This is a genomic window from Hoeflea sp. Naph1, from assembly GCF_046837775.1.
Classification (GTDB): Bacteria; Pseudomonadota; Alphaproteobacteria; order Rhizobiales; family Rhizobiaceae; genus Hoeflea.
Map to the genome: position 1 here is coordinate 716,238 of NZ_CP177286.1, position 22,727 is coordinate 738,964.

Annotated in this window: 20 protein-coding genes and 7 pseudogenes; 20 read left to right on the forward strand and 7 right to left on the reverse strand. The window is 59.5% G+C overall.

What is annotated here, in order from left to right:
* Positions 1–96 precede the first annotated feature (96 nt).
* Positions 97–483 (reverse strand): nuclear transport factor 2 family protein, encoded by a 387-nt coding sequence (locus ACK6D9_RS03370; protein ID WP_412050628.1) that lies wholly within the window; start codon positions 481–483, stop codon positions 97–99.
* 328 nt (positions 484–811) lie between these two features.
* On the opposite strand from ACK6D9_RS03370, the gene ACK6D9_RS03375 reads away from it, so the two are divergent.
* Both ACK6D9_RS03375 and ACK6D9_RS03380 read left to right on the forward strand, forming a co-directional pair.
* Positions 812–1,540 (forward strand): IS6 family transposase, encoded by a 729-nt coding sequence (locus tag ACK6D9_RS03375; protein ID WP_291093503.1) that lies wholly within the window; start codon positions 812–814, stop codon positions 1,538–1,540.
* Between the two features lie 60 nt (positions 1,541–1,600).
* The gene (locus ACK6D9_RS03380; RefSeq protein ID WP_412050629.1) at positions 1,601–2,662 is read left to right on the forward strand and encodes an aldo/keto reductase; all 1,062 of its coding nucleotides are present in this window, start codon (positions 1,601–1,603) and stop codon (positions 2,660–2,662) included.
* 12 nt (positions 2,663–2,674) lie between these two features.
* Here ACK6D9_RS03380 and ACK6D9_RS03385 read toward each other — a convergent pair whose 3' ends face one another.
* Positions 2,675–2,800 (reverse strand): hypothetical protein, encoded by a 126-nt coding sequence (locus ACK6D9_RS03385; RefSeq protein WP_412050630.1) that lies wholly within the window; start codon positions 2,798–2,800, stop codon positions 2,675–2,677.
* 149 nt (positions 2,801–2,949) lie between these two features.
* Here ACK6D9_RS03385 and ACK6D9_RS03390 point away from each other — a divergent pair, with 149 nt between their 5' ends.
* The 4 genes from ACK6D9_RS03390 (at position 2,950) to ACK6D9_RS03405 (ending at position 7,229) form a co-directional block, all read left to right on the forward strand.
* A complete protein-coding gene (locus tag ACK6D9_RS03390) occupies positions 2,950–4,569 on the forward strand; it encodes a Mu transposase C-terminal domain-containing protein (RefSeq protein WP_412050631.1) in 1,620 nt (539 codons plus the stop codon).
* Between the two features lie 12 nt (positions 4,570–4,581).
* Positions 4,582–5,463, forward strand: coding sequence for a TniB family NTP-binding protein (locus ACK6D9_RS03395; RefSeq protein ID WP_412050632.1), 882 nt, complete (start codon positions 4,582–4,584; stop codon positions 5,461–5,463).
* A complete protein-coding gene (locus tag ACK6D9_RS03400; protein WP_412050633.1) occupies positions 5,460–6,323 on the forward strand; it encodes a TniQ family protein in 864 nt (287 codons plus the stop codon). Before ACK6D9_RS03395 ends, ACK6D9_RS03400 begins: the two co-directional genes overlap by 4 nt.
* A gap of 201 nt (positions 6,324–6,524) precedes the next feature.
* Positions 6,525–7,229 (forward strand): IS6 family transposase, encoded by a 705-nt coding sequence (locus ACK6D9_RS03405; protein ID WP_412050634.1) that lies wholly within the window; start codon positions 6,525–6,527, stop codon positions 7,227–7,229.
* A 419-nt stretch (positions 7,230–7,648) separates the two neighbouring features.
* Here ACK6D9_RS03405 and ACK6D9_RS03410 read toward each other — a convergent pair whose 3' ends face one another.
* The 4 genes and pseudogenes from ACK6D9_RS03410 to ACK6D9_RS03425 all read right to left on the reverse strand — a co-directional run bounded on the left by ACK6D9_RS03410 (position 7,649) and on the right by ACK6D9_RS03425 (position 11,602).
* Entirely contained in the window at positions 7,649–8,671 is a 1,023-nt protein-coding gene (locus tag ACK6D9_RS03410; RefSeq protein WP_412050635.1) for an IS110 family transposase, read from the reverse strand.
* A 125-nt stretch (positions 8,672–8,796) separates the two neighbouring features.
* Positions 8,797–9,111: pseudogene (locus tag ACK6D9_RS03415) on the reverse strand (IS5/IS1182 family transposase); the annotation flags it as partial.
* A 25-nt stretch (positions 9,112–9,136) separates the two neighbouring features.
* Positions 9,137–10,492: pseudogene (locus ACK6D9_RS03420) on the reverse strand (ISKra4 family transposase).
* Between the two features lie 213 nt (positions 10,493–10,705).
* Positions 10,706–11,602: a LysR family transcriptional regulator gene (locus ACK6D9_RS03425; protein WP_412050636.1), complete on the reverse strand. Its 897-nt coding sequence runs from the start codon at positions 11,600–11,602 to the stop codon at positions 10,706–10,708.
* 127 nt (positions 11,603–11,729) lie between these two features.
* On the opposite strand from ACK6D9_RS03425, the gene ACK6D9_RS03430 reads away from it, so the two are divergent.
* From ACK6D9_RS03430 to ACK6D9_RS03490, 13 genes and pseudogenes are all read left to right on the forward strand, one after another.
* Positions 11,730–12,308 carry an NADPH-dependent F420 reductase gene (locus ACK6D9_RS03430; protein WP_412050637.1) on the forward strand — a complete coding sequence of 193 codons (579 nt, stop codon included), beginning with the start codon at positions 11,730–11,732 and terminating at the stop codon, positions 12,306–12,308.
* A 29-nt stretch (positions 12,309–12,337) separates the two neighbouring features.
* Positions 12,338–12,781, forward strand: a complete 444-nt coding sequence (locus ACK6D9_RS03435; RefSeq protein ID WP_412050638.1) for a DoxX family protein — start codon at positions 12,338–12,340, stop codon at positions 12,779–12,781.
* Between the two features lie 62 nt (positions 12,782–12,843).
* Positions 12,844–13,671, forward strand: coding sequence for a VOC family protein (locus tag ACK6D9_RS03440; RefSeq protein ID WP_412050639.1), 828 nt, complete (start codon positions 12,844–12,846; stop codon positions 13,669–13,671).
* Between the two features lie 39 nt (positions 13,672–13,710).
* Entirely contained in the window at positions 13,711–14,682 is a 972-nt protein-coding gene (locus ACK6D9_RS03445; protein ID WP_412050640.1) for a glutathione S-transferase family protein, read from the forward strand.
* 75 nt (positions 14,683–14,757) lie between these two features.
* Positions 14,758–15,063, forward strand: a complete 306-nt coding sequence (locus ACK6D9_RS03450; protein WP_412050641.1) for a GNAT family N-acetyltransferase — start codon at positions 14,758–14,760, stop codon at positions 15,061–15,063.
* A gap of 15 nt (positions 15,064–15,078) precedes the next feature.
* Positions 15,079–16,041, forward strand: a complete 963-nt coding sequence (locus ACK6D9_RS03455; RefSeq protein WP_412050642.1) for a pirin family protein — start codon at positions 15,079–15,081, stop codon at positions 16,039–16,041.
* A 151-nt stretch (positions 16,042–16,192) separates the two neighbouring features.
* Positions 16,193–16,405: a LysR family transcriptional regulator gene (locus ACK6D9_RS03460; protein WP_412050643.1), complete on the forward strand. Its 213-nt coding sequence runs from the start codon at positions 16,193–16,195 to the stop codon at positions 16,403–16,405.
* Between the two features lie 33 nt (positions 16,406–16,438).
* Complete coding sequence (locus tag ACK6D9_RS03465; protein WP_412050644.1) at positions 16,439–17,119, forward strand: substrate binding domain-containing protein; 681 nt, start codon at positions 16,439–16,441, stop codon at positions 17,117–17,119.
* 461 nt (positions 17,120–17,580) lie between these two features.
* Positions 17,581–17,760, forward strand: a pseudogene (locus ACK6D9_RS03470) (glutathione S-transferase family protein); the annotation flags it as partial.
* A pseudogene (locus tag ACK6D9_RS03475) lies at positions 17,756–18,136 on the forward strand (pirin-like C-terminal cupin domain-containing protein); the annotation flags it as partial. The pseudogenes ACK6D9_RS03470 and ACK6D9_RS03475, both read left to right, overlap by 5 nt.
* Before the next feature lie 47 nt (positions 18,137–18,183).
* On the forward strand, positions 18,184–18,777 hold the full coding sequence (wrbA, locus tag ACK6D9_RS03480) for an NAD(P)H:quinone oxidoreductase (RefSeq protein ID WP_412050645.1): 594 nt from the start codon (positions 18,184–18,186) through the stop codon (positions 18,775–18,777).
* Between the two features lie 353 nt (positions 18,778–19,130).
* Positions 19,131–19,379: pseudogene (locus tag ACK6D9_RS03485) on the forward strand (transposase); the annotation flags it as partial.
* A 110-nt stretch (positions 19,380–19,489) separates the two neighbouring features.
* Positions 19,490–19,588 (forward strand): annotated as a pseudogene (locus tag ACK6D9_RS03490) (integrase core domain-containing protein); the annotation flags it as partial.
* A gap of 27 nt (positions 19,589–19,615) precedes the next feature.
* Here the strand turns inward: ACK6D9_RS03490 and ACK6D9_RS03495 are convergent.
* Positions 19,616–19,888: pseudogene (locus ACK6D9_RS03495) on the reverse strand (IS6 family transposase); the annotation flags it as partial.
* A gap of 427 nt (positions 19,889–20,315) precedes the next feature.
* On the opposite strand from ACK6D9_RS03495, the gene ACK6D9_RS03500 reads away from it, so the two are divergent.
* Positions 20,316–22,607 (forward strand): mechanosensitive ion channel domain-containing protein, encoded by a 2,292-nt coding sequence (locus tag ACK6D9_RS03500; protein WP_412050646.1) that lies wholly within the window; start codon positions 20,316–20,318, stop codon positions 22,605–22,607.
* The last annotated feature ends 120 nt before the right edge of the window (positions 22,608–22,727 follow it).

Here is a 22,727-nt window from a genome sequence, read left to right on the forward strand (position 1 = left end):
GCTTGTTGATCGCGGTCATTGTGAAAACTCCTTGAATTCAGGAAAAGCGGCATGGGCAGCGGCACTGTCGTCCGCTGCCCTGGATGCAACGGCCTATCAGCCCCAGAATGCGTCTTCCTGCTCCGGGTTTGACGAGAACAGCCACACTTCGACGATCTTGCCATCTTCAATGCGCAGCAGATCGATGCCAGGCTGGTCGAGCTTGGCGCCATCACGCTGTGCGGCGAACTCGATCTCGATGGCAACCAGGTTACCGTTGGCGAGATAACGGTGAGCTTGGGTAATGGCGAAGGTGCCGCCTGATACGCCCATTATCGCGCCAAACATAGCGCCAAACTCGGCAATGCCATTCTTGACGCCGGAAAACTGGTTGTTGCCGGGCTGATGCCAGACGACTTCGGGGGAGATGAGGTTGCCAAGAGAAGCCTGATCGCCGGTCTGAACGGCCTTGATGTAGTTCTTTGCGATGTCGATGCTTGTCATTTTCTGTCTCTCATTTCTAATGGTTGGAACCTGCAACGAAGCGCGCCGCCCGGTTCATGAGGTGGTAATAAAGGCCTTTGCCGTGCGCTGTCGTGGTTGATAGTCGCCCAATTCTGTTATTAATTGGACATTTGTGAAGATCATCCGGATCAAGATGGCGTGGAGCGCGGCGATGGCGAAGCTGGACCAACTCAAGTACCGCCCCCAGGGGCGCGCGCTTGATGTCGAAGTCTTCCTCTTTTCCGACCTACGTCGCCGGGTTGCCCGCGAAGAAATCCTGGCGCTCTACGGTAGCGTCGCCTTAACATATAGGGCGGTATTTTCCGGCATGAGCCCGAACCCGCCGACCGATATTGCGACGCCTCGATATAAGCGTCATCGTTTTCCTGCCGAGATTATAGCGCATGCAGTTTGGCTCTATTTCCGCTTTCCCCTGAGCCTGCGTCATGTAGAAGATCTGCTGGCTGAGCGTGGCATCGCAGTTTCGTTCCAGACAATCTCCGAATGGGCCACCAAGTTCGGCCAAGAATATGCCCGCTGCGTCCGGCGGCGATCCAGGGAAAACTTTGCCAGCAAGTGGCATTTCGACGAAATGGTCATTTCCATCAAGGGCAAGAAACACTGGCTATGGCGGGCCGTCGACGCCGATGGTTATGTTCTCGATGCTCTGATCCAGAGCCGTCGGAACAAGAAGGCGGCTCTCAAACTGATGCGAAAACTGCTCAAAGACCAAGGCATCAGGCCCCGCGTGATAATCACCGACAAGCTCAAATCCTATGATGCAGCCAAAAGGGAAATTATGCCAGGTGTCGAGCATCGTTCGCATAAGGGTCTGAACAACCGTGCGGAGAATTCGCATCTGGCTGTTCGACGACGAGAACGAGGAATGATGCGGTTCAAGTCAGCACGACAATGCCAGCGCTTCGTTTCCATCCACGGCCCGATCGCCAACCTTTTCCATCTTCACCGCAAACATCTGAAAGCCGCCGATCACCGTGATATCCGCGCTGCCGCGATGGCGGTTTGGAGCGAAGTCGCTCTGTCGGCGGCCTCATGAAACAGGCCCATAAAGGGCAACCTGTGCCAAACCCAGGTTAAGGCGACGCTACCGCACGAGATGAAGCGGCTCAGGCAGGAAGGCCTGATCGGCGAAATCGGCGTCACCAATTTCGATGCCGCCCATCTCGACCTCGCATTGGCCGAAGGCATTCCGCTGGTTTCCAACCAGGTGTCGTTTTCGCTGATCGATCGCCGCGCCGCGGGGCACCTGGCGGAGATCTGTAGGAAGCATGGTGTCCACCTGCTTGCCTACGGTACCCTTTGCGGTGGCTTCCTCTCCGAACGCTGGATCGGCAAGCCCGAACCCGAGGCGGTCAAGGACTGGAGTGGATCCAAGTATCTCAGGTTCATCCAGGCTGCCGGAGGCTGGAACGGCTACCAGGGCATTCTCAGGGCGGCCGATGAAATTGCCCGCAAGCATGGCGTCTCGATCTCCAACGTCGCCACCCGCTGGGTTCTCGAGCACGCCCATGTCGCAGGCGTCATTGTCGGCGCGCGGCTCGGCGAAAACCAGCACCGCGCCGACAATCTGCGGCTGTTCCAGTTCGAACTCGATGCTGACGACCATGATCGTCTCGACCAGGCTTTCGCCGCGACCCGGATGATCCCGGGCGACTGCGGCGACGAGTACCGCCAGCCACCCTTCCTCACCGCATCGGGCGATCTGAGCCATCACTTGTCGGAGATGCCGAGCGCCATGCAGGCCGTCACCGACCCGGACAACCCCGACCGGGCACGTGTCTTCTCCGGATCCCTTTGGGAACCGATCGCCGGCTATTGCCGGGCACTGCGCGACGGAGACAGGATCGTGGTTTCCGGCACCACTGCAACCCACGGCGTCGACCGCACGGTTGCCCTTGATGACGCCGGCGCCCAGACAACATATATCCTCGACAAGATCGCGGCATCAGTGCGCGCGCTCGGCGGGGATCCGAAGGACATTCTGCGCACCCGCATGTATCTTCGCGGCGAGGAGGATATCGAGGCCGCAGCCCGCGCCCACGGGCTTCGCTTCACCACCAATCCGCCGGCCAACACCACATTTCTCGTAGGGAACCTGATCGGCGATTTTCGCGTGGAGATCGAGGCCGAGGCCGTCGTCAGCCGCAAGCGGGACTAGCGGCTATCCGGCTCAGATCCCGAGCCGGTCCCGCAAACGGTAGACGGCAACCGAAGGGGCCAGGAACCACGGATTTCCGGTGTAGAACGGCCGTGTCTGGAACGGAATCTGGCTGAAAGCACCGATGTGACTTTCCATTAAACCGAAAGAATTGGAATGCAATGATATCAGGGCGTTGCGCGGGCAGTTAATTTGATATTTAGCAGTTAATCATGATAATTGCGACTTGATCTTGGCGCTTAATGTGAGAATGATCGTTCTCATGTTTTTGCGTCGGGAGTCGCGATGTGTCCGAGCCGTTTGCCGAAGAAATCGATGACACTGATTGGGATGAGGCTTGCCGAAAGGCGGATTTGATCCGTGAGTTTTTGCGTCGAATGCCTGGTCCCACAACGACAGGTCAGATACGAGAACTTGCCGACGAACTTCGGCTAAGCCAATCATCGGCCTACCGTCTGCTGAAGCTGTTCCGAGCAGGCGGGACCGTTTTATCCCTCGTCGGGCGGAAGGCCGGCCGGCCCGTCGGACACAGGGTTCTCGACGAAGCGCGCGAAGAAATCATCCGGGCCGAGATCAAGCGCTTCTATCTGAAGAAAAACCGCCCATCCGTATCAGCCCTGGTGCGTGAAGTGAACGCGAGTTGTCGCGCTGCAGGCTTGGCGCCACCTCATCGCAGAACGATCGCCGCACGAATTGAAGACATGGATCTTGCCAAGCGCGCCAAGTCGCGTGGAGAACTGAAGATTGAGAAATCAACCATTGCCGTTCCGGGCAAGTTCGAAGTTTCGAGGCCGCTGCAGGTTGTCCAGATCGACCATACCAAGGCGGATATCTTCGTCGTTGATGAAGAGGATCGTCGACCGCTCGGGCGCCCGTGGCTGACACTGGCTATGGATGTCCACAGCAGAATGATCACCGGCTTCTATCTCACCATGGCAGCGCCATCTCGGCTATCGACAAGCTTGTGCTTGCTGCATTCGGTCTTTGACAAGACTGCGTGGCTTCGCGAGCGCGAGATAACGGACCCATGGCCCGTCGCAGGCCTGCCGGATCGGCTCCACGTGGATAATGGCCGCGACTTTCGCAGCCGTGCATTTCAGCGCGGCTGCGAGGATGCTGGTATCGAGATTGACTGGCGGCCTCCCGGCGTACCTCGCTATGGCGGCCACATTGAGCGCCTGATAGGCACACAAATGGGCAAGCTTCACTTGCTTCCCGGCACGACATTCAGCAATCCTGACGAATTGGGAGAGTACAATTCTCGTCGACATTCGGCATTCACGTTGCGCGAACTCGAGCGCTACATCGCTCTCGATATTGTCGGCGACTATCATCAATCGATCCACAGCAGCCTCAAACGACCGCCGATCGCTGTATGGCGCGAGCACGAAGGTACAATCCCGCTACGGCTTCCACAGGACCGAATGCATTTCTGGCTCACCTTCCTGCCTGAAGACGAACGGACGCTGCGGCCAAACGGCATCCACATCTTCGGACTGCGATACTGGTCCGCCGCCTTGGCCGCGGATGTCGGAAGGACCGGCAAGCGGCGGCTGTTGATCAAATACGACCCGCGAGATCTGTCGCGCATATTCGTCCGGCGTCTGTCGGGCAACTTCGTGGAAGCCCGATATGCAGACATCACCTTGCCTTCGATCACGCTCGCTGAAGCCAAGTCGTCGCGAGAATGGCTGTTGGCGAAGGGAAAGCGCGAAATCGATATGGGAACAATCGTTCGGACCGCCATAGCTCGGCGCCAATTGGTGGAAGACGCGAAGCGGATGACGACTACGGTGCGACAGGGCAAGGCAGCCAGCCGCAAGCCAAGAGTGGAAGATCGCGAATGGGGCTCGCTTCGCGGCGTCGACTCCAGCAAACCTGTACCCTTTGTTGAGGACACAGATTGAGCTGGAGTGAAGATGAACGATGAAGTCTCCCACCTGACCGCCGGCGCTGCGGCGCTGCTTGCCGAAACAGACGAGCGACGCATTCGCGCGATACGATCTCGTCGCTGGGTGCTTTATCCACGCGCCAAACAGGCGCTCAACCGGTTGAGTACATTGCTCGATCATCCGCGAGGGACGCGCATGCCATCGGTCGCAATCTACGGCGACAGCGGCATGGGCAAGACCATGATCATGAAGCGGTTTCGCGACGAGCATCCGCCAAGCTTCAATCCGGTAACGGGAACGCTGAAGACACCCGTCCTTGCCATAGAGATGACCAGTCGCCCGGGCGAACGCCGGTTCTACGCCGAACTGCTTACGCTTCTTGGTGCGCCTCAGCGGCCGCGCGCCGACATAGCCCAGATGGAGCAGGCGGCATTGCGCATCATGGAAGCCATCGGCGTGCAGGTGTTGGTCATCGATGAGGTGCATAATATTCTCGCTGGATCTTACCGCGAACAGCGCATCGTTCTGAACACGCTGCGGTTCATCAGCAATCGCCTGCAGATCTCACTGGTTTGCTTCGGCGTCAACGAAGCGCGCGAGGCGATTAGCGGCGATGTCCAGCTCGCACGCCGTTTCGAGCAGTTTACCTTGAGCCGGTGGGCGGCCAACGAACAGTTCGAAACCCTGGTGGTATCAATCCTGCGAAATACACCACTGCGAAAACCCTCTGTGCTGACCGCGAAATCGCTGCGACGGATTCTTCAGATCACCGAGGGTATCACCGCCAACATCTTCCATATGATCAACAGCCTCGCAGTCGACGCCATCAGAAACGGTAACGAGCAGATCATGAACGAGGCCGTTGAGAACTGGGAACCGGAGTTTGATGCCGAGGCGGCATTCGCATGATGCAAGAGGTGGCACGACAGAAGCTGCCAGTAAATCTACTGCCAGTCGCTGGCGAACTTCTATCCTCCTGGATAGGCCGACACGCCGCCTTCTACGCTGTCCCGCCGCTCGTCATGCTGCGGCATTGCCTGCCGGAGGCTCGCTCGCTGCGAGCCGCCGATCTCCATTTGGGTGACGATCAGACAATCCGGCTGGCCAAGGTGTTCGCCACCGAGCCGGCTGTCGTGCGTCGAATGACTTTCACCAATGTCGCGCAGTCATCACGCCGGTTGATCGCCGTCAGGCCACAGCAATCCTGCCCGAATTGCAACGCCCATCGCACGGAACCGGGGCCAACCTTGAGAAGTCAGCTGGTTGGCTGGCGCCTCACTTGTCCTATCTGCGGAGATCTGTTCCGGGAAGCCGACGGGCGCGAGCTCCCCTCCCCTTTCTGGCAATACCGCGACACGGCTATTCTGGGCGAACAACTGCTCGACAACGAGGCCGAACGTGGTATCGCAACTTGGGCATCGCCTGCCGAAATCGCTCGGCTTCTCCTGATGCGACGCATTCCAAGACCTGTTCCCCGCGCAAAGGATCTTTGGCGCTTCAGGGTGCTCGGCGCCATTATTCCCAATCTCGATGGCATCATTGCCGCGGAACAGGAGAACCTGCCCACACCCGCAAGTCCGATCCTTCGGCTTCACATGCGGCCGGCATTGCTGGCCGGGATAGCCATTGTCGAGCGCGCCGGACCTGAAATGCTCCGAATGCTACGTCGTCACATGATGGGCGACAACAAGTTCCGATTCATCGAAACCGCCGAGCGCATAATAGCACAAGCCCGATGGCCGAGGTCCCTGCAAATGCAGTTAATTTGAGAATCCAGCAGCCCAGATTCTCATGATCAAATGGTCAACCAGAACCAAACCGACGCATTCTTGCGGTTAACTGCTAAGCGACATTTCTGTATCCTGTCGTCATTGTCGGATACATCTTAGTAGGCTGTCTGAATGGCTCTGTTGCAAACTCTTCGCTAACCGGCGACCGATAATCACCTCTCGATGTTTTGGGAGATGACCATGTTCAAAGGCCGCCATTTCGACCAGTCAATCATCTTGCTCTGCGTTCGCTGGTATCTGGCCTACGGCTTGAGCCTTCGCGACTTGAAGGAAATGATGTCAGAGCGAGGCATCAGTGTGGATCATTCGACGATCCATCGCTGGGTTGTGCACTTCTCGCCTTTGATTTTGGACCGCTTCAACCGCAGAAAACGGGCTGTGACTGGCAAATGGCATGCAGACGAGACCTACATCAAGGTCCGGGGTCGATGGATGTATCTTTATCGGGCCATCGACAGCGTGGGTGACACCGTTGATTTCTGGTTTAGCCAGCATCGGGACCTGGCTGCAGCCAAGCGGTTCTTCACAAAAGCTATTGAACGGCATGGTCGTCCGCAGCGCATAGTGATTGACGGCAGCCAGACCAACAGGGAAGCCATCGCTTCCTGCGATATGATCAGCCGACTGCAGGAAAAGCGCCGCCTTCACACAAAACCAATCCGCATCCGACAAAGCCAGTACCTGAATAATCGGATCGAGCAAGATCACCGTCGGATCAAGCGACGTGTCAGGCCGATGCTCGGCTTCAAGGCATTTTCAAGCGCGACAATAACGCTTGCAGGTATCGAGATGGTTCAAATGATGCGCAAGCGACAAGGCAGATATTCCTACAACCCGAATCCATCGCTAGCTGAGCAATTCCACGCTCTGGCCGCGGCATTTTGAGGGCGGAATCCAAAACGCTCTTTCTCGACCCTATCAAAAATTTGCAACAGAGCCCTAATTTTGCACCGCCGCTCTCAGGCCCCAGCGTTGGCGAAGACGACGTGGAGGCTTCCGCGCTCAGCCTTAACCACAGCGTAGAGCCGATCCAAATGGCGTTGGTGCATCTGTGGACGCCCCATAGAATGCAAGACAAATTTTGATTTTATGGAGTGTAGTTGAGCACTGTCATCTGTCCGGCCTCTTTGTTGGCTTTTGAGATGCCAGGGCCAATATGGGAGTTCGTGGACCAGATCCAAATCAGGGATGCGTGCTTGAACACGATGCACCAAACTGGTTCTTCTGATCCCGTCTCATCAACTGTTACGCCATATCTTCCTTTGTCTGTCCTACACCCTTACGACGGCTCTGACGGTGAACGACTACTGCATCACCGCCGGAGCTTTGTAAATTTCACCCGTTGCCATCAATGCCCAGACAATCCGGGCCATCTTATTGGCAAGGGCAACGACAACCAGCATACGTGGTTTGCACGCAATCATGCGCGCCAGCCACGATCCCTTTGGGGCGCCCTTACGCGCCGCATGCATCACCACGGTACTCGCTCCGATAATGAGCAAGCGCCGCAAGGTTCGCTCCCCCATCTTCGACGTGGCTCCCAGCCTCTGTTTACCGCCGGTCGATTTTTGTAATGGCGTCAGCCCAACCCACGCGGCAAAATCACGCCCCTTGGTGAAGGTGGCAGGATCAGGAGCAAGAGCCCTCAGCGCGATCGCTGTAATGGGTCCAATGCCGGGAACGCTCATAAGCCTACGTGCTGCTTCATCCTCTTTGGCACGACGTGCAATTTCAGCATCGAGCTGTCGGATACGTTCATCAAGCGCTTTCAATGTCTCGACCATGATTGCGAATACGGCACGGGCGGCTTGCGGCAGCCCGCTTGTTGGATCATCGACAACCGCGACAAGCCTTGCGACATGCGAAGTCCCCTGCGCAACGGTCCAGCCATATTCGGCAAGCTGGCCCCGCAGCGCATTGATTATCTGGGTGCGTTGGCGGACCAGTAAATCCCGGGCACGAAACACGGCAGCACTCGCTTGCTGTTCCTCACTCTTGACTGCAACGAAACGCATGGTCGGACGCTGTACCGCTTCACAAATAGCTTCCGCGTCTGCAGCATCATTCTTTTGCCGTTTAACAAAGGGCTTCACGTATTGTGGCGCAATCAGGCGGACATTGTGGCCCAGTTTGCTGATCTCACGTGCCCAGTAATGCGCGCCGCCACACGCTTCCATAGCGACAAGACATGGCGATTGCCTGGCGAAAAACTCAAGGAGTTTGTTCCGCCGAAGCTGTTTGCGCAAAACAACTGCGCCAGATGCATCAGCACCGTGAACCTGAAAAATTGTCTTCGCAAGATCAAGACCAATTATGCTAACTTCCATTGTGGACGCCTCCTCTTCTCGTGGCCGTTTAAACACTACCCACTATGGCACATCGATGCCGCCGAGGGGCGTCCACCCCATCACGGATCAGCTAATGAGCGGAGCTCGATCTTTGATGGGTCCGCTTATTTGGTTGCTCCCGCCAAGGCTCGGTAACGAACGGATTTCGGACGTCGGCAGGCAAGCATTCGGTTAAGAATGGCGACGCCGATCGCAGGTTCTGTCTGTTGAGCGAGGAATGAGCGAGCACGCAAACGCGGCCCGATGATACCCTTGTATTTGCCCATCGCGGTTTCGACCAGCGCTCGCTTGCCATAGCCGGTAGATGCCTACCATTTCAGCCGGCCATCTATCTGCGCGGATGCGATGTGGTCGTCTCTCTGGCAGGACGCTTGGGCGTTGGGCCTTTCAACCGCGTTCGAGCGTGGTGGAATGACGACCTGGGAGCGGGAAAAAGGGTGGGATTCAAGCCGCAAGGGCAAACTTGGCTTGCTTGAGCCAACCATCGGCAACCGCTGCCCGAACCTGTAATACCCGATGGGCACCGGCAGGAGACCAACGCATCTGCCGCTTCTTGTTCATCCGAGCGCTTACGAGGCTATTGGCGGCGCTTTCGGCCGGAGAACTCGATATCGGCTGACCCGACCAATATCGATGGCAGTAGTCGACAATCGACGTTGTGTTCTGGACCAGGTAGGATTGGAGGTTGCTGATCAATACGGACAATCGCTTGAGCTTTTGGTTAGCGTCACGAAGCGTGGTGTGCTGCTCCAACGGGTAGAGCATATTCCTCACGGCTCTCGTCGCCTCCCTGACGTAGCCGCTCCAAAGCAGATGGCGAAGCCTCGGCACATCAACCGCAACATCTCGAAGGTAGATGTTCAGATCGCCGATATGCCTGAGGCCTTGTCACGTCTGTTCGATGTGCCGGAGTCGCATCGACAGATGGAACCAGTCAAGAATATGCGTCACGGGCTCCCTTGTTGCACTGAGCACGATGCTTTGCAGCCCGACGTCTCCGTCGCTGAAAACAGTGACGTCGCGGCCAGGCAGCCATCCTTGCGCCCGCATCGCGGCACGAACCGCATCGTGCTTGCCGGTAGCCACATGCGGTGCAGCCGCGAACTGACGCGGTAGCCGCCCCGGTGAAACAACGCGTCCCATGGCGATTTCGAAATGCCGGCTCTGATATCCGGGAACTGCACGGATATAGGCGCCATCAATGAAGACGGAAATGGGGGATCCGCCGGCCCGGCTCATGCGATAGGGACTCGCGGCATCCCACTTTTCGATCTGATCGGCCACCTTGGCGAGCCGGTTGACGACGGTTCGATGATTGTGTGGCCGCGCGGTCGGTACAAAAAGGTCGAGTACACGAGCTGCTTCACGAAACGACAGGCGCGAACCGAGCTCAGCTTGTACGCGCTCCAATTCCGGCGTCGCTCTGCCCTTCAACAAGATCTCGATGTTTCCGGTGTACGCCTTTGCCGGCTTTCCGCAGGTACAGCTGCGGAACCGAGGCACGCGCAGGCGACAAATACCAAAGAGCGAATGGACCGTACGAGATCGATAGTCATGAACCCCGTGAAGGCGGCCACAGTCGTGACATTTCCTATCCTGCCTACTGGCTTGATCCGCCTGAAACTGCGTGAGTTCCTCCTGCAGACGGCACTGTATCACCTTGCCTTCCTCAAGGGACAGGCCGAGCGCGTCGAGACCCACTCCGTCGACACTGCGGTCGACGGTTGCAATTTCTCGACGCTGCAGAACGCCGTCAGTGCCGATAACCTCAACCCAGACCTTCATCCTCAATTGTCCCATCACCGAGTGCCCTTTCCAGAAAAGGACTCGATTACCTGAAGGTTCTTACCCCCACCTTTTTCCCGCTCCCTGCCCGAATGCAGCAAGATAGGCCGAAAATGACCGAAAAAAGCTCAGTATTGCAACGATGCAGCCAGAAAGCAGGCAAGACCATCAAAAAATCAAACCGCAGATCCAATAGTGCGGCAACGCAACGCGTTATTCAGCAGCCTGCTAGAGGAGCGCGGAAGACCGAATATCCTCGGCTGCGAAGTCGATCAGTGCGCGGATCTTGCGTGGCAGGGCCCGACCCTCTAGATAGACCGCGCTGACGGGACCGCGGTCGCCTCCGAATTCCTCCAGCAAGGGGACCAGCGTCCCGGTCTCGAGGGTGTTGCACAAGGCGAACCGCGGAATGTTGGCGATGCCCATGCCGCCGACGGCCAGATCCATGGCAGCGCGCGCCGAGTTGACCTGAAAACGCCCCCGGATCTGAACAACTGTCTCGGTCCCGTTTCTTTCGAGCACCCATCTGTGCGGAACCCGCCGGTTGGTGTCCACAACACAGGTATGGTTGGCGAGTTCTTCGGGCGAGCCGGGTTTGCCGTGTGCTCGGATATAGTCCGGGCTGGCCACCAGAAGGCTGCTGAAGGTGCCAAGCCTGAGCGTCTTGAGCGACAGCATCTCGGACCGGCCAATGCGAAAAGCCAGGTCGATGCCGTCGCTGGCCAGATCGACATAGCGGTCATCGAGCCGCAAATCGAGCGTAAGATCCGGGTTCTGTCGGGCAAACCGGGCCAGCATCGCCGTGACGTAGAACTCGCCGAAAGTCACAGGGGCCGAGATGCGAATGACGCCGGTCATGTCGCGCGATCCTTCGGCAACGCTGCCGAGCAGGTCATCGAGATCATCGAGCAGCGCGGGCGCCCGCGCAATCAGGTCCTCACCCGCCGGCGTCAGCCCCACCTTTCTTGTGGTCCGCTGAAGCAATCGGACGCCAAGCCGATGCTCGAGCTCGGCCACATATTTGGAGGTCAGCCGGTTCGACACGCCGAGTTGACGGGCGGCCGCAGTGAAGGAGCCAGTCTGCGCGGTGGCCACGAAGGCCCGGAGTTCATCGACAATGTCCATGGCAAATCACTTAGTACAACTCGTGGATAGTCATTCCATATATCCGCCATTTCATTGATTGATGGCAAGGTTCATCTTCCTGGCAGATCAAACAGCGCGTGAAAGCGCGCACTGAAAGGAGCAAGTCATGAAAATCGCAATCATCGGCAACGGCAATGTCGGATCTGGTCTGGCAAATGTCCTGAGCAAAACAAAACATGAGGTCGGGGCCTATGGTCGCGCCGACGATGTGGCAAACGCCGTGAAGGAGGCCGATATCGTCATCCTCGCGATACCCTATGGGGCAGCTGCCGAAATCGCCAATCAGGCAGACTTCACCGGCAAGATCGTCATCGATGTGTCCAACCCCGCCACCGAGGATTTCTCGGCCCTGCAACTCGGCACCACCACGTCGGCCGCCGAGGCGATCGCCGCGCTCGTTCCGGGGGCATCCGTCGTGAAGGCTTTCAACACGATCTTCGCCCAGCACTATGCCGGGGATCTCAAGCTGGCCGGTCAACCGTTGCAGACCTTTGTCGCCGCCGACGACAAGACGGCGCGCGACACCGTCAAAACGCTGGCCGCAGAGGCCGGGTTTGAGCCGGTTGACGCGGGCCCCTTGTCCACCGCCCGTCAGCTCGAGCCGCTCGGTTTCCTGAATATCCAGTTCGGCTATGTGCTCGGAAAAGGCACAGAGATCGCGCCGCGCTGGCAGTTTTCCGCCTGACCCAACCTCCCGAACAAAGGAAAAAGACAATGCCCAACGCAAACCATCATAGCCCGCCTCAACCACCGGTGATTCCCGGTGTGGCAAATGCCGATCTGGCAGCCACAATCCTGCGCGTCTCTCTGGGAATACTGTTCATCGCCCATGGCTGGCTGAAACTGGCGATATTCACGCCGGCTGGAACGGCCGCCTTCTTCGAAAGCCTCGGCTTTCCGGGTGCGCTTGCCTATCTCGTGATGGCCGCCGAGCTCGCCGGCGGCGTGGCGCTGATCCTCGGCGTCTGGACCCGCTGGGTGTCGCTCGCGTTGGTGCCGGTTCTGCTCGGCTCGATCTACGCGCCGCATGGCGCGGTCGGCTTCTTCTTCTCGAATGAAGGCGGCGGCTGGGAGTATCCGGCGTTTTGGACGATCACACTGGTCGTGCAGGCCCTGCTGGGCGACGGCGCCTATGCGCTCAAGCGCAGCCGGACCTGATCCGATCCGTCCTCATGGTGCGGGGCAATCAGCCCCGCACGCTTCCGCACAGGAGTTTCACGATGACCAATCCAACCGAAAATTTCGACATGAATACCGCGCCGATCCGCATCAATACCGTTCGGCTCAGGGTGCGGGATCTCGATGCCGTTTCGTCCTTCTACCGTGACGTTCTGGGGCTGGTGCCGCTGGCAGAGGTCAGAAGCAGCGTGACACTGGGCACCGAAGAGACGCCGCTGCTGCATCTTGACGGCGACCCGTCGTTACGCCCGCGCGATCCCAGGCAGGCGGGGCTGTTTCACACCGCCTTTCTGTTGCCATCGCGCGGCGAACTTGCCCGCTGGCTTGGCCATGTGACCGAAACGGGCGTGCGGCTGCAGGGCGCATCGGATCACATCGTCAGCGAAGCGATCTATCTAGCCGATCCCGAAGGCAATGGCATCGAGGTCTATGTCGACCGTCCGCCAAGCCAGTGGCGCGATCGCGCGGGTTATATCCGTATGGCGACTGACCCGCTGGACCTTGAGGGCCTGATGCGCGCGGCGCAAGGCCGGACATGGGCCGAATTCCCGAAGGGCGGCATCATCGGCCACGTTCATTTACAGATCGGCGACACGAAAGAGGCGGATCGCTTCTACCGCGACGCCCTCGGCTTCGACATCGCGGCGACCTATCCGGGCGCGAGTTTCTACGGCAGCGGCGGTTATCACCACCAGCTGGCCGGCAACATGTGGAACAGCCGCAGTGCCGGGACGCGGGATCCGTCCGAGGCGGGGCTGAGCGAAATCACCCTCGGCGTCGATCCGACAGCGCATCAGGCGATCACGCAGCCCCTTGGCGGCGATCGCTTTTCCGATCCCTGGGGCACCGCCTTCGCGCTGGCGCAGTAAGGTCCTTTGTGAACCTGATAGTAATAAAGGAGACAAGACATGCTTGTGAATGGAAAATGGGTCGAGAACTGGCAGCCTGTCCAGAAGGCCGATGAACAGGGGCGTTTCGTGCGCCAGGTTTCGGAGTTCCGGAACTGGATCACAACCGACGGGCGTCCTGGGCCTACGGGCGAGGGTGGTTTCGAGGCCGAGGCCGGGCGGTACCGGCTCTATGTCGCGCTGATCTGCCCCTGGGCCTCGCGCACCCTGATCGCGCGCCGCCTCAAGGGGCTTGCGGATCTGATCCCCGTCACGGTAGTCAACCCGACGCTGACCGATCAGGGCTGGCAATTTGGCGACTATCCGGGGGCGGATGAGGATCCGCTTTACGGGTCGAGATACATGCACGAGATCTACACCCGCGCCGATCCGCATGTCTCGGGCCGCGCCACGGTGCCGGTGCTGTGGGATATGAAGCGCGGCGTCATGGTGAACAACGAAAGCGCCGATATCATGCGGATGTTCGATACGGCGTTCGAAGGGATCGCCCCGTCAGAAATCCGCCTCTATCCTGCCGATTTGTCCGACGAGATCGATGTGCTGAACAGGCAGGTCTACGAAAATCTCAACAACGGGGTCTACAAGGCCGGGTTCGCCTCCAGCCAGGAGGCCTATGACGAGGCCGTCTCGGGGGTGTTCGCGATGCTGGACCAACTGGAGACGCGCCTCGGTGACGGCCGCCCGTATCTGTTCGGCGACAGCCTGACGGAAACCGATATCCGTGCTTTCGTGACGCTCATCCGGTTCGACGCGGCCTATCACGGACTGTTCAAGACCAACCACAGGCAGATCGCGGACTACCCGCATCTTTCGGCGCATATGGAACGTGTGTTGCGGCTGCCGGGCGTCGCGGGAACGGTGAACATGGGTCACATCACGCGGGGCTATTACTCGATCAAGGCGCTGAACCCGACGGGCATCCGGCCGACCGGCCCGGCGCATGTCCGGCGTTTGCTTGACGCTGTCGCGTAGTGGAAACCCGTGTTAGGCGGGCGGGTGCGAACCTCCGCCGGACATGCCAAACTACTTACAGCAGAAAGGAAAATCATGTCCAGACCGGCTCCGCAGGTGCAGCACATTGAACGCGAGGAGCAGCCGAACAAGGACCGCTATGTCTTCCGGTTAGGCGAGGACGAAGCAGAGATAACATATTCGCGCGCGGGTGAAAGCATGATAATCATTGACCACACGGAGGTTCCCGATGCGATGCGCGACCGGTCGGTCGGGCAGGCGCTGGTGCGGCGCGCGGTCGAGGATGCGCGGGCCGAGGGCCGTTCCATCGTCCCGCTCTGCCCCTTCGCCAAAGCGCAGTTTACGCGCCATCCTGACTGGCACGATGTGCTGAAACGCTGAACTGGAGACGCAATCATGAGCTGGAGCCCCTGCCCCGATCCCACGCTGGGTGATCCCGAAACAGTCGATGCGATCGAGACGCTGATCATTCCCCGCGCCGTCGATCTTGGCGGGCTGGAGGTGCGCCGCGCCCTCCCATCGACCAAGCGGCAGATGGTCGGCCCCTTCATCTTCTTCGACCAGATGGGACCGGCGGAATTCCTGACCGATCAGGGAATCGACGTGCGCCCGCATCCGCATATCAATCTGGCGACGGTCACCTATCTGTTCGAGGGCCGCATTCGGCACCGCGACAGCCTTGGCACTGATCGCGAGATCGAGCCGGGCGCGGTCAACTGGATGAAGGCGGGGCGCGGCATCGTCCATTCCGAGCGCACCGATGAGGAGCGGCGCCGACAGGGCCAGCGCCTCTTTGGCCTTCAAACCTGGGTGGCGCTGCCCGAGGCGCAGGAGGAAGGCGATCCGGAGTTCGTCCATCACGGCGCAGAGGCCCTGCCGATAATCGAAGAGGGCGGAGTGAAGGCGCGGCTGATCGCCGGCGCTGCCTTCGGGGCAAGATCGCCGCTCGCGACGGCATCGGAGACGCTTTACGCCGATGTCCAACTCGCCCCCGGTGCGCGCTTTGCCGTCGAGCCCTCCGTGACCGAACGTGCCCTCTATACCATCTCGGGCGAGATCGAAGTGGCGGGACAGTCCTTTGCGCCGGCCCAACTTCTGGTGCTAAGGCCGGGGGACCAGATCCTCGTGCGCGCCAAGAGTGGCGCCCGCGTCATGCTTTTCGGCGGCGAGCCGATGGAGGGACCGCGCTGGATCTGGTGGAACTTCGTCTCGTCGCTCAAGGAACGGATCGAGCAGGCCCAGGAGGAATGGCGGCGCGGGCGTTTCGACACAGTGCCGGGCGATGAAGCTGATTTCATCCCGCTCCCCGAGACGAACACCAAACCGCGAAGGGCGCTCGGTGGCGTCTACTATCCGTAAGGGCGAGGTGTGCACGGTGGTCGACGGTATGCTGCCAACCCGTCAACCGCGCGATGCGCTATCGCTTTTGCAGGGCAACAGTACAGAGGTTGCCAGCAACGCGGTGAAAATGAATGTGCCCGATCGTGAGGCAGGGATGTGGGGCTAAATTTTGACCGGGCGCATTGAACGTATCAGGGTCTTTGTGAAGGTCGCCGAGCTGAATGGTTTTGCGGCGGCCGCGCGCGAGCTTGGCGTCACGCGTTCTATTGCCACGCGGTATGTCAACCAGTTGGAGGACGAGCTTGGCGCGCAACTGCTGGTGCGGACAACGCGCAAGGTCTCAACCACCGTGGCCGGGCGGCTCTATCTGGAGAGGATGTAAACGCTTCTGGCCGACCTGGACCGGGCGGATGAATTGATCAATCAGCAACACGCCACGCTATCGGGCGAGCTACGCCTGTCGGCACCTGTCTCCTTCGGGCAGAGATTCCTTCCGCGGGTGCTCGCCGGGTTCCGCGAGAGCTATCCCGAGGTTCTGCTCAAGATTCACCTGACCGACCGTTTCATCGATATCATCGAGGAGGGGTTCGACATGGCATTGCGTATCTCGGGACCGCCGGAAGATGTCTCGACCATCAGGCGCAAGATCATGCCCATCCGCCGCTCGATCGTCGCCAGCCCCGGTTACCTTGAGACCGCTCCGCCGCTTGAGCAACCCGAAGACCTGAGCGGACACACCATTCTTGGCTATAGCCATTTCCCCGGCGGACAGAGCTGGAAACTGACGCATTACGCGTCCGGTGAGGTCCGCTCGGCAACCGTCCGTCATGGGTTCGAAAGCAACAGCGGCGAATTGATCGTCGCGTCTGCCTTCGGCAACGGGGGCGTTTCGATGCTGCCGAATTTCCTTGTCCGTGATGAATTGGCCGCAGGCACGCTCCGCCGGATTTTGAAGGACTGGACGCCACCCGAGATCTGGCTGTCGGCGTTCTATCCCCCATACGAGATGCTCCCCGCGAAAGTCGGAGCCTTCACGGGGTTCATCGAGGAACAGGTTCGTGCCTTCCCTGACATGACCGGCCAGGTGGTCGCGTAGCCCGTGCCGCCGCCGACTTCGCGATGCGATATGGGCCGTAGCATAAAAGCTCAAGGCATGTTGATGGTTTCGATGTAACCGGCGGTGCCTTCGTAACAGCTAATCCGACCCATCCAGTCACGATAAAGATGAGGGACGGAAATATGCGCCCGGCAGGCGCAGCGATTTTGGGTAACGTCGTGCCAATTTTGCCCGTTGCCATGCGTGCCGTGAGGATAAGGCTGCGATCTGCGCGGTAAAGCTGTGCCCCGACCCGCGGAGATTGCCGCGCCGGGATTGCCGGGTGATTTTGCAATATTTGCGTTAGTTTTCGCAACAGTTGCGATGATCTGGAGCTTGTTGTGGCGAATAAAAAACGTATTATTGCACAGAGCGCGTCAGTCAATTGCGCAGAGGTCAACTTGTCTCAGCCGCCGTTTTACCCACATGCTAAGCAACAGAATGCATCGGAGGAAATGACAATGGGCCTGCTCATTGACGGCAAATGGGAAGACCGCTGGTACGACACCGGCAAGAGCAGCGGGAAATTCGAGCGCGAGGATGCACGTTTCCGCAACTGGATTACGCGCGACGGCCGCCCCGGCCCAAGCGGCGAGGGCGGGTTCGAGGCCGAGGCAGGTCGGTATCACCTCTATGTTGCTCGATGTCGCGGTCCCCGCCGGCCGACGCAAGGTGCTTGCGGCAGACACACGGGCCAATGCGCTGGCCTATGTCTTTGCTGGTTCCGGCACGTTCCGCGATGCCAGCGACCCTGTAGGGATCAAGGTCGAAAAGGAATATCGCGGGACCGAGCTGAACATCCAAGACATGAGCGGAAACCGCACGCTGGTCCGGTTCGGGTCTGGCGACGAGATCACGGTTCAGGCAGGCGACGAAGGCATCCGTTTCCTGCTGATGACCGGCAGACCGATTCAGGAACCCGTCGCCTGGCATGGCCCCATCGTGATGAACACCCAGGAAGAACTACGGCAGGCAATCTTTGAGCTGAACAACGGCACCTTCCTAAAGCAAGCGTGAGGATGCCGCACGATACGCAATACCAACCAACTGAAAAGGAAAAGACAATGGCACAGCCCAAGATCGCAATTATCTTCTACTCGACCTACGGAACTAACCATGCCGTCGCCTTGGCGGCGGCAGAGGCCGCCCGGGATGCAGGTGCGGATGTCCGCCTTCGCCGGGTTCCCGAGACGGCCCCGAAAGAGGTTGTCGCGACTCAGGACGCCTGGAAAGCGCAACTGGACAAGATGGGCGATATCCCCGAGGCGACGGCCGACGACATGGAATGGGCCGACGGTTATTTCTTCTCTGCACCGACCCGTTTCGGTGTAGTGGCCAGTCAGCTTCGGGCCTTCATTGATACGCTGGGTGGGCTGTGGGGTGCCGGCAAGCTGGCCAACAAGACCTTCACGGCCACGACGAGCGCCCAGAATCCGCATGGTGGTCAGGAAGCGACCATACTCAGCCTGTACACCACTGCGATGCATTGGGGCACCATCATTGTCGCTCCGGGCTTTACTGATCAGTCGATCTATGATGCCGGCGGTAATCCTTACGGTTTCTCGACCAACGCCAATGGCTTTGACGATGTCGGCAAGGCGGCAGTGGCCCATCAGGCCAAGCGCCTGGTGGAGATGACCGCAAAGATTACCGGCTGATCGGGACGGCAGATCGCGGGCGGTATCGGGGGCAGAGCCGCGCGCCCTACCGCCCGCGAAACCGGCCACTCGCCGCAGAAATATAAGTTCGTTGGACAAGAAGACTGCTGTTGCGTAGCCCCTAATTGGGTTCTGCCTCAACCTGTGTGGCGTAGTGATAGCATCCGGGCTCCGAGTGTCGGTCCGCAAAGAAGTTGAATGATATGAATCGTTTGTGATTCCATGCCGTTGATTTGATTGGCGATTATGCACTTTGCGACACTAAATAATAAAGAAGCCAAAGCCCGCTCTGACCAATATTTTACTCAAATTTTGCGTTTTTTGGGCGGATAGGCGCTTACGCGCTTTTCAGCTTTGCGGAACCAAAATTGCGAGGAGCGCTAATCGGCATTGGCCGCTGGGTTATCCAGATCGTGAAACGTTCCGACACCGCCCAAGGCTTCGAAGTGATCCCGCGAAGATGGGTTGTGGAGCGGACCTTCGCGTGGCTCGGACGCTGCCGTCGACTGGCCAAGGATTGGGAGAGAACCATTGCGAGCGCCGAGGCATGGGTCCTTATCGCCCATATCCGGCGGCTGACGAGGCATCTCGCAAGACCGTGAAATCATACGCCCCATTTTGAATCAGATGGGGTGGTTGCCGCCCTCCCCAGACGGCATCGCAATGTGCCAAGGTAATGGTGTTTACAGCCACTGAGCGGAAAGGACGGCAGGCACGCAGACAAATCACCGAATGGAAGGAGGATTATAACCGAGAAAGGCCGCATTCATCGTTGGGCAACATCACGCCCACCGAATTCGCCATGAAAATGGCATTGCCAAAACAGGCCGCATAAGGCCAATAGCTGATAAAGATACATCCATCGACCCCGGACCTTGATGTAGGTCTCGTCTGCATGCCATTTGCCAGTCACAGCCCGTTTTCTGCGGTTGAAGCGGTCCAAAATCAAAGGCGAGAAGTGCACAACCCAGCGATGGATCGTCGAATGATCCACACTGATGCCTCGCTCTGACATCATTTCCTTCAAGTCGCGAAGGCTCAAGCCGTAGGCCAGATACCAGCGAACGCAGAGCAAGATGATTGACTGGTCGAAATGGCGGCCTTTGAACATGGTCATCTCCCAAAACATCGAGAGGTGATTATCGGTCGCCGGTTAGCGAAGAGTTTGCAACAGAGCCTCGCGATCTATGGACACAGATGCTGACAACGATTGCTGGTCTGAAGGCAAGGGCTCGCTCGCCATGAATACAAACCGCCGATTCAACATCGCCGATTTATGTAGCGCCAGCCACGCCGTGATTTGTCACGTGATCATTCAGCCAAAACGCAGACCCTTCCGAGCATCTGTGGCAGGAAACACCCTCGGACTTACGATTGCGCCACATACTTTCGAGCGAGGGATTGGATTTCAGGCAAAATCGCGCAATATTACCGAAACCGAAATTCCATCTGGAGGATGTCGGTCTATTGTAGCCCAGATCATATTCGGCCAAAGCGGACAGCGCGGCCCGACTGAGTGCATCAGAATTGGAAGTTTCATGCCCCCCGCCTGCCGACCGCTGCTGAACAGCGCCCTCCTCCTGTTCTTCACCCTCCTGCTTGCCGCCACGCCCTTGACCGGCCCCGCATGGGCGCAATCGGCGCTGGCCCCCGCTGCAACTGAAACGACCGAGACCACCGACACGGTGATCCAGCCCCTGCTTGACGTCCTCAAGGATTATGCGGCGCGTGAAAAGCTGATCCAGTCGCTCGAGCAAAGCACGCCCGAGGGCGAGCCCGCCGGGGCGGATGCCGAGGCCGAAGCCGCCCCCACCACTTTGGCCGCCCAACTGGCCGCGCTCACGCGCACCACGATCAACGAGACATTGGCCATCGGCCGCAAGTTCGTGACCGACATTTCCGGCCTGACCACGCTGTTCAACGGCCGGTCCAATCTCGACTGGGGCAATCTCGCCGCCATGCTGGCGCCGCTTCTGGCCACCGTGGCGATCTCGCTCGGGGTGTATTTTATCGCCAAGCGAGTGCTGCGCAGCGGCATTGGCAATGTGTCCAGGCGCCTGCGCGATCGCGGCGCTTTCGCCGCCATGGCGCTGGTTGGCCTCTATTTCCTGGCAGAACTCCTCGCGCTGGCGCTCGCCTATTTCTCCACCAGCGCCTTCGCCGCCATGCTGTTCGGCACGTCAGGCGTCTCGATCTACCAGACGCTCTATCTCAACGCCTTCCTGGTCCTGGGCGTCACCGCGATCATCATCCGCGTCGTCACCGGGATCGTGAATGGCGACTATGCGGTCCTCAGGCTGGCGCCGCCCGTGCGGCAGATGATGCGCCGCCGCGGCATCCGGCTGTCCGGCATCCTGATCTTCGGCATCGCCTTCCTGGTGCCTGCGGCCAATTCGCTGATTTCGTTCACCGTCGGGCGGAGCCTGAGGGTCGTGGTCTACACAATCGCCGCGATCTATGCGGTGAAGGCCATCCGGGCCATTTCCAGCCTGCAGCAGGCCACCGCCGAGCTGCGCGAGGAAGAACCGAAGGAAGAAGGCGACGCCGCCGTCGACGAAGCGCTGCCCGAACCTGTGCAGTCGGCCTTCATGCAGATCTGGCCGCTGATCGCCTATGTCTATGTCGGCGTGAGCTATGTCATCGCCCTGTCCCGCCCCGCCCTGTTTGTCGATTTCGTCGGCGGCGCCACGCTCAAGACCGCTGTCGCGATCATTGTCGGCGGGTTGGTGCTGCGCGGCTGCGGCTACCTGTCCACCCTGCGCATCCGCGCGCCCTCCTTCCTGCCGCTTGACGACAAGGCGCTGTCGGCGCGGCTGACCTCCTTCGTGCCGGTCCTGCTGCGGCTCGTGTGGTTCCTGGTCAGCGTCGCCATCCTCGCCGTGGTGCTCGACGCCTGGGCGATCCTCGATGTCGGCTCCTGGATCGACGGCGAGCGCGGCAGCGCCATCATCGCGGGGCTGGTCAGCAGCCTCGTGGTGCTGATCGTCAGCTTCGTCGTCTGGGCCGCCGCAACCTCCTGGATCGATGACCGGATGGACGGCGCCCACGGCTCGGCGCTGGCCAATGCCCGCTACCGCACGCTCTATTCGCTCGCCAAGAACGCGCTCACCGTGGCGCTGGTCGTCTTCGGCGGCATGATCGCGCTGTCCGAGCTCGGGCTCGATATCGGCCCGCTGCTCGCAGGCGCCGGCGTGCTCGGCCTGGCCATCGGTTTCGGCGCGCAAAAACTCGTCCAGGACATCATCTCGGGCGTCTTCATCCAGCTCGAGAACGCCATGAATGTCGGCGACGTCGTCGGCGCCGGCGGCATCACCGGCGTCGTCGAGCGGCTGACGCTGAGATCCGTGTCGCTGCGCGATCTCTCGGGCGTCTACCACATCATCCCGTTCAGCTCGGTCGACGCCGTGTCGAACTACATGCGCACCTTCTCCTTCCATGTCGAGGAAGTCGGCATCGCCTACAAGGAGAACGTTGCCGACGGCAAGGCCGCCATGCAGGAGGCCTTCGACCGGCTGATGCAGACCGAGCACAAGCCCGACATCCTCGAGCCGCTGGAAATGCACGGCGTCACCGGCCTGGGCGACAGCGCCGTCCTCATCCGCGCCCGCATCAAGACCGCCCCCGGCAAGCAATGGGGCGTCGGGCGCGCCTACACCGAACTGGTCAAGCAGGTGATGGACGAAAAGGGCATCGAGATCCCCTTCCCGCACACGACGTTGTTCTTGGGCCGCGATAAGGAGGGGCGGACGGATGAGCTGCCGATCAGGATGGAGAAGCTGGAGAACGTGGATCAAATCCGCCGATCCGGAAGTGCTGTGTATACGGGGTAACTGGGGTACTGGTATTTAAACCGGCGACCGCTACCGAGTTCGGCTTCAGCCGCAAAGACATCCACGACGCCCGCCAGATGGCGGCTGCTTTGATTTAGATCATGCTGATATGAAGTTGCA

Bases quoted from the DNA above. Each gene is read 5' to 3' on its own strand.
- ACK6D9_RS03410 (WP_412050635.1), bottom strand. From the start codon at position 8,671: ATGGAAGTTAGCATAATTGGTCTTGATCTTGCGAAGACAATTTTTCAG.
- ACK6D9_RS03370 (WP_412050628.1), bottom strand. From the start codon at position 483: ATGACAAGCATCGACATCGCAAAGAACTACATCAAGGCCGTTCAGACC.
- ACK6D9_RS03405 (WP_412050634.1), top strand. From the start codon at position 6,525: ATGTTCAAAGGCCGCCATTTCGACCAGTCAATCATCTTGCTCTGCGTT.
- ACK6D9_RS03450 (WP_412050641.1), top strand. From the start codon at position 14,758: ATGTCCAGACCGGCTCCGCAGGTGCAGCACATTGAACGCGAGGAGCAG.
- ACK6D9_RS03435 (WP_412050638.1), top strand. From the start codon at position 12,338: ATGCCCAACGCAAACCATCATAGCCCGCCTCAACCACCGGTGATTCCC.
- ACK6D9_RS03500 (WP_412050646.1), top strand. From the start codon at position 20,316: ATGCCCCCCGCCTGCCGACCGCTGCTGAACAGCGCCCTCCTCCTGTTC.
- ACK6D9_RS03430 (WP_412050637.1), top strand. From the start codon at position 11,730: ATGAAAATCGCAATCATCGGCAACGGCAATGTCGGATCTGGTCTGGCA.
- ACK6D9_RS03380 (WP_412050629.1), top strand. From the start codon at position 1,601: ATGAAGCGGCTCAGGCAGGAAGGCCTGATCGGCGAAATCGGCGTCACC.
- ACK6D9_RS03440 (WP_412050639.1), top strand. From the start codon at position 12,844: ATGACCAATCCAACCGAAAATTTCGACATGAATACCGCGCCGATCCGC.
- ACK6D9_RS03425 (WP_412050636.1), bottom strand. From the start codon at position 11,602: ATGGACATTGTCGATGAACTCCGGGCCTTCGTGGCCACCGCGCAGACT.
- ACK6D9_RS03445 (WP_412050640.1), top strand. From the start codon at position 13,711: ATGCTTGTGAATGGAAAATGGGTCGAGAACTGGCAGCCTGTCCAGAAG.
- ACK6D9_RS03455 (WP_412050642.1), top strand. From the start codon at position 15,079: ATGAGCTGGAGCCCCTGCCCCGATCCCACGCTGGGTGATCCCGAAACA.
- ACK6D9_RS03395 (WP_412050632.1), top strand. From the start codon at position 4,582: ATGAACGATGAAGTCTCCCACCTGACCGCCGGCGCTGCGGCGCTGCTT.
- ACK6D9_RS03400 (WP_412050633.1), top strand. From the start codon at position 5,460: ATGATGCAAGAGGTGGCACGACAGAAGCTGCCAGTAAATCTACTGCCA.
- ACK6D9_RS03385 (WP_412050630.1), bottom strand. From the start codon at position 2,800: ATGGAAAGTCACATCGGTGCTTTCAGCCAGATTCCGTTCCAGACACGG.
- wrbA (WP_412050645.1), top strand. From the start codon at position 18,184: ATGGCACAGCCCAAGATCGCAATTATCTTCTACTCGACCTACGGAACT.
- ACK6D9_RS03375 (WP_291093503.1), top strand. From the start codon at position 812: ATGAGCCCGAACCCGCCGACCGATATTGCGACGCCTCGATATAAGCGT.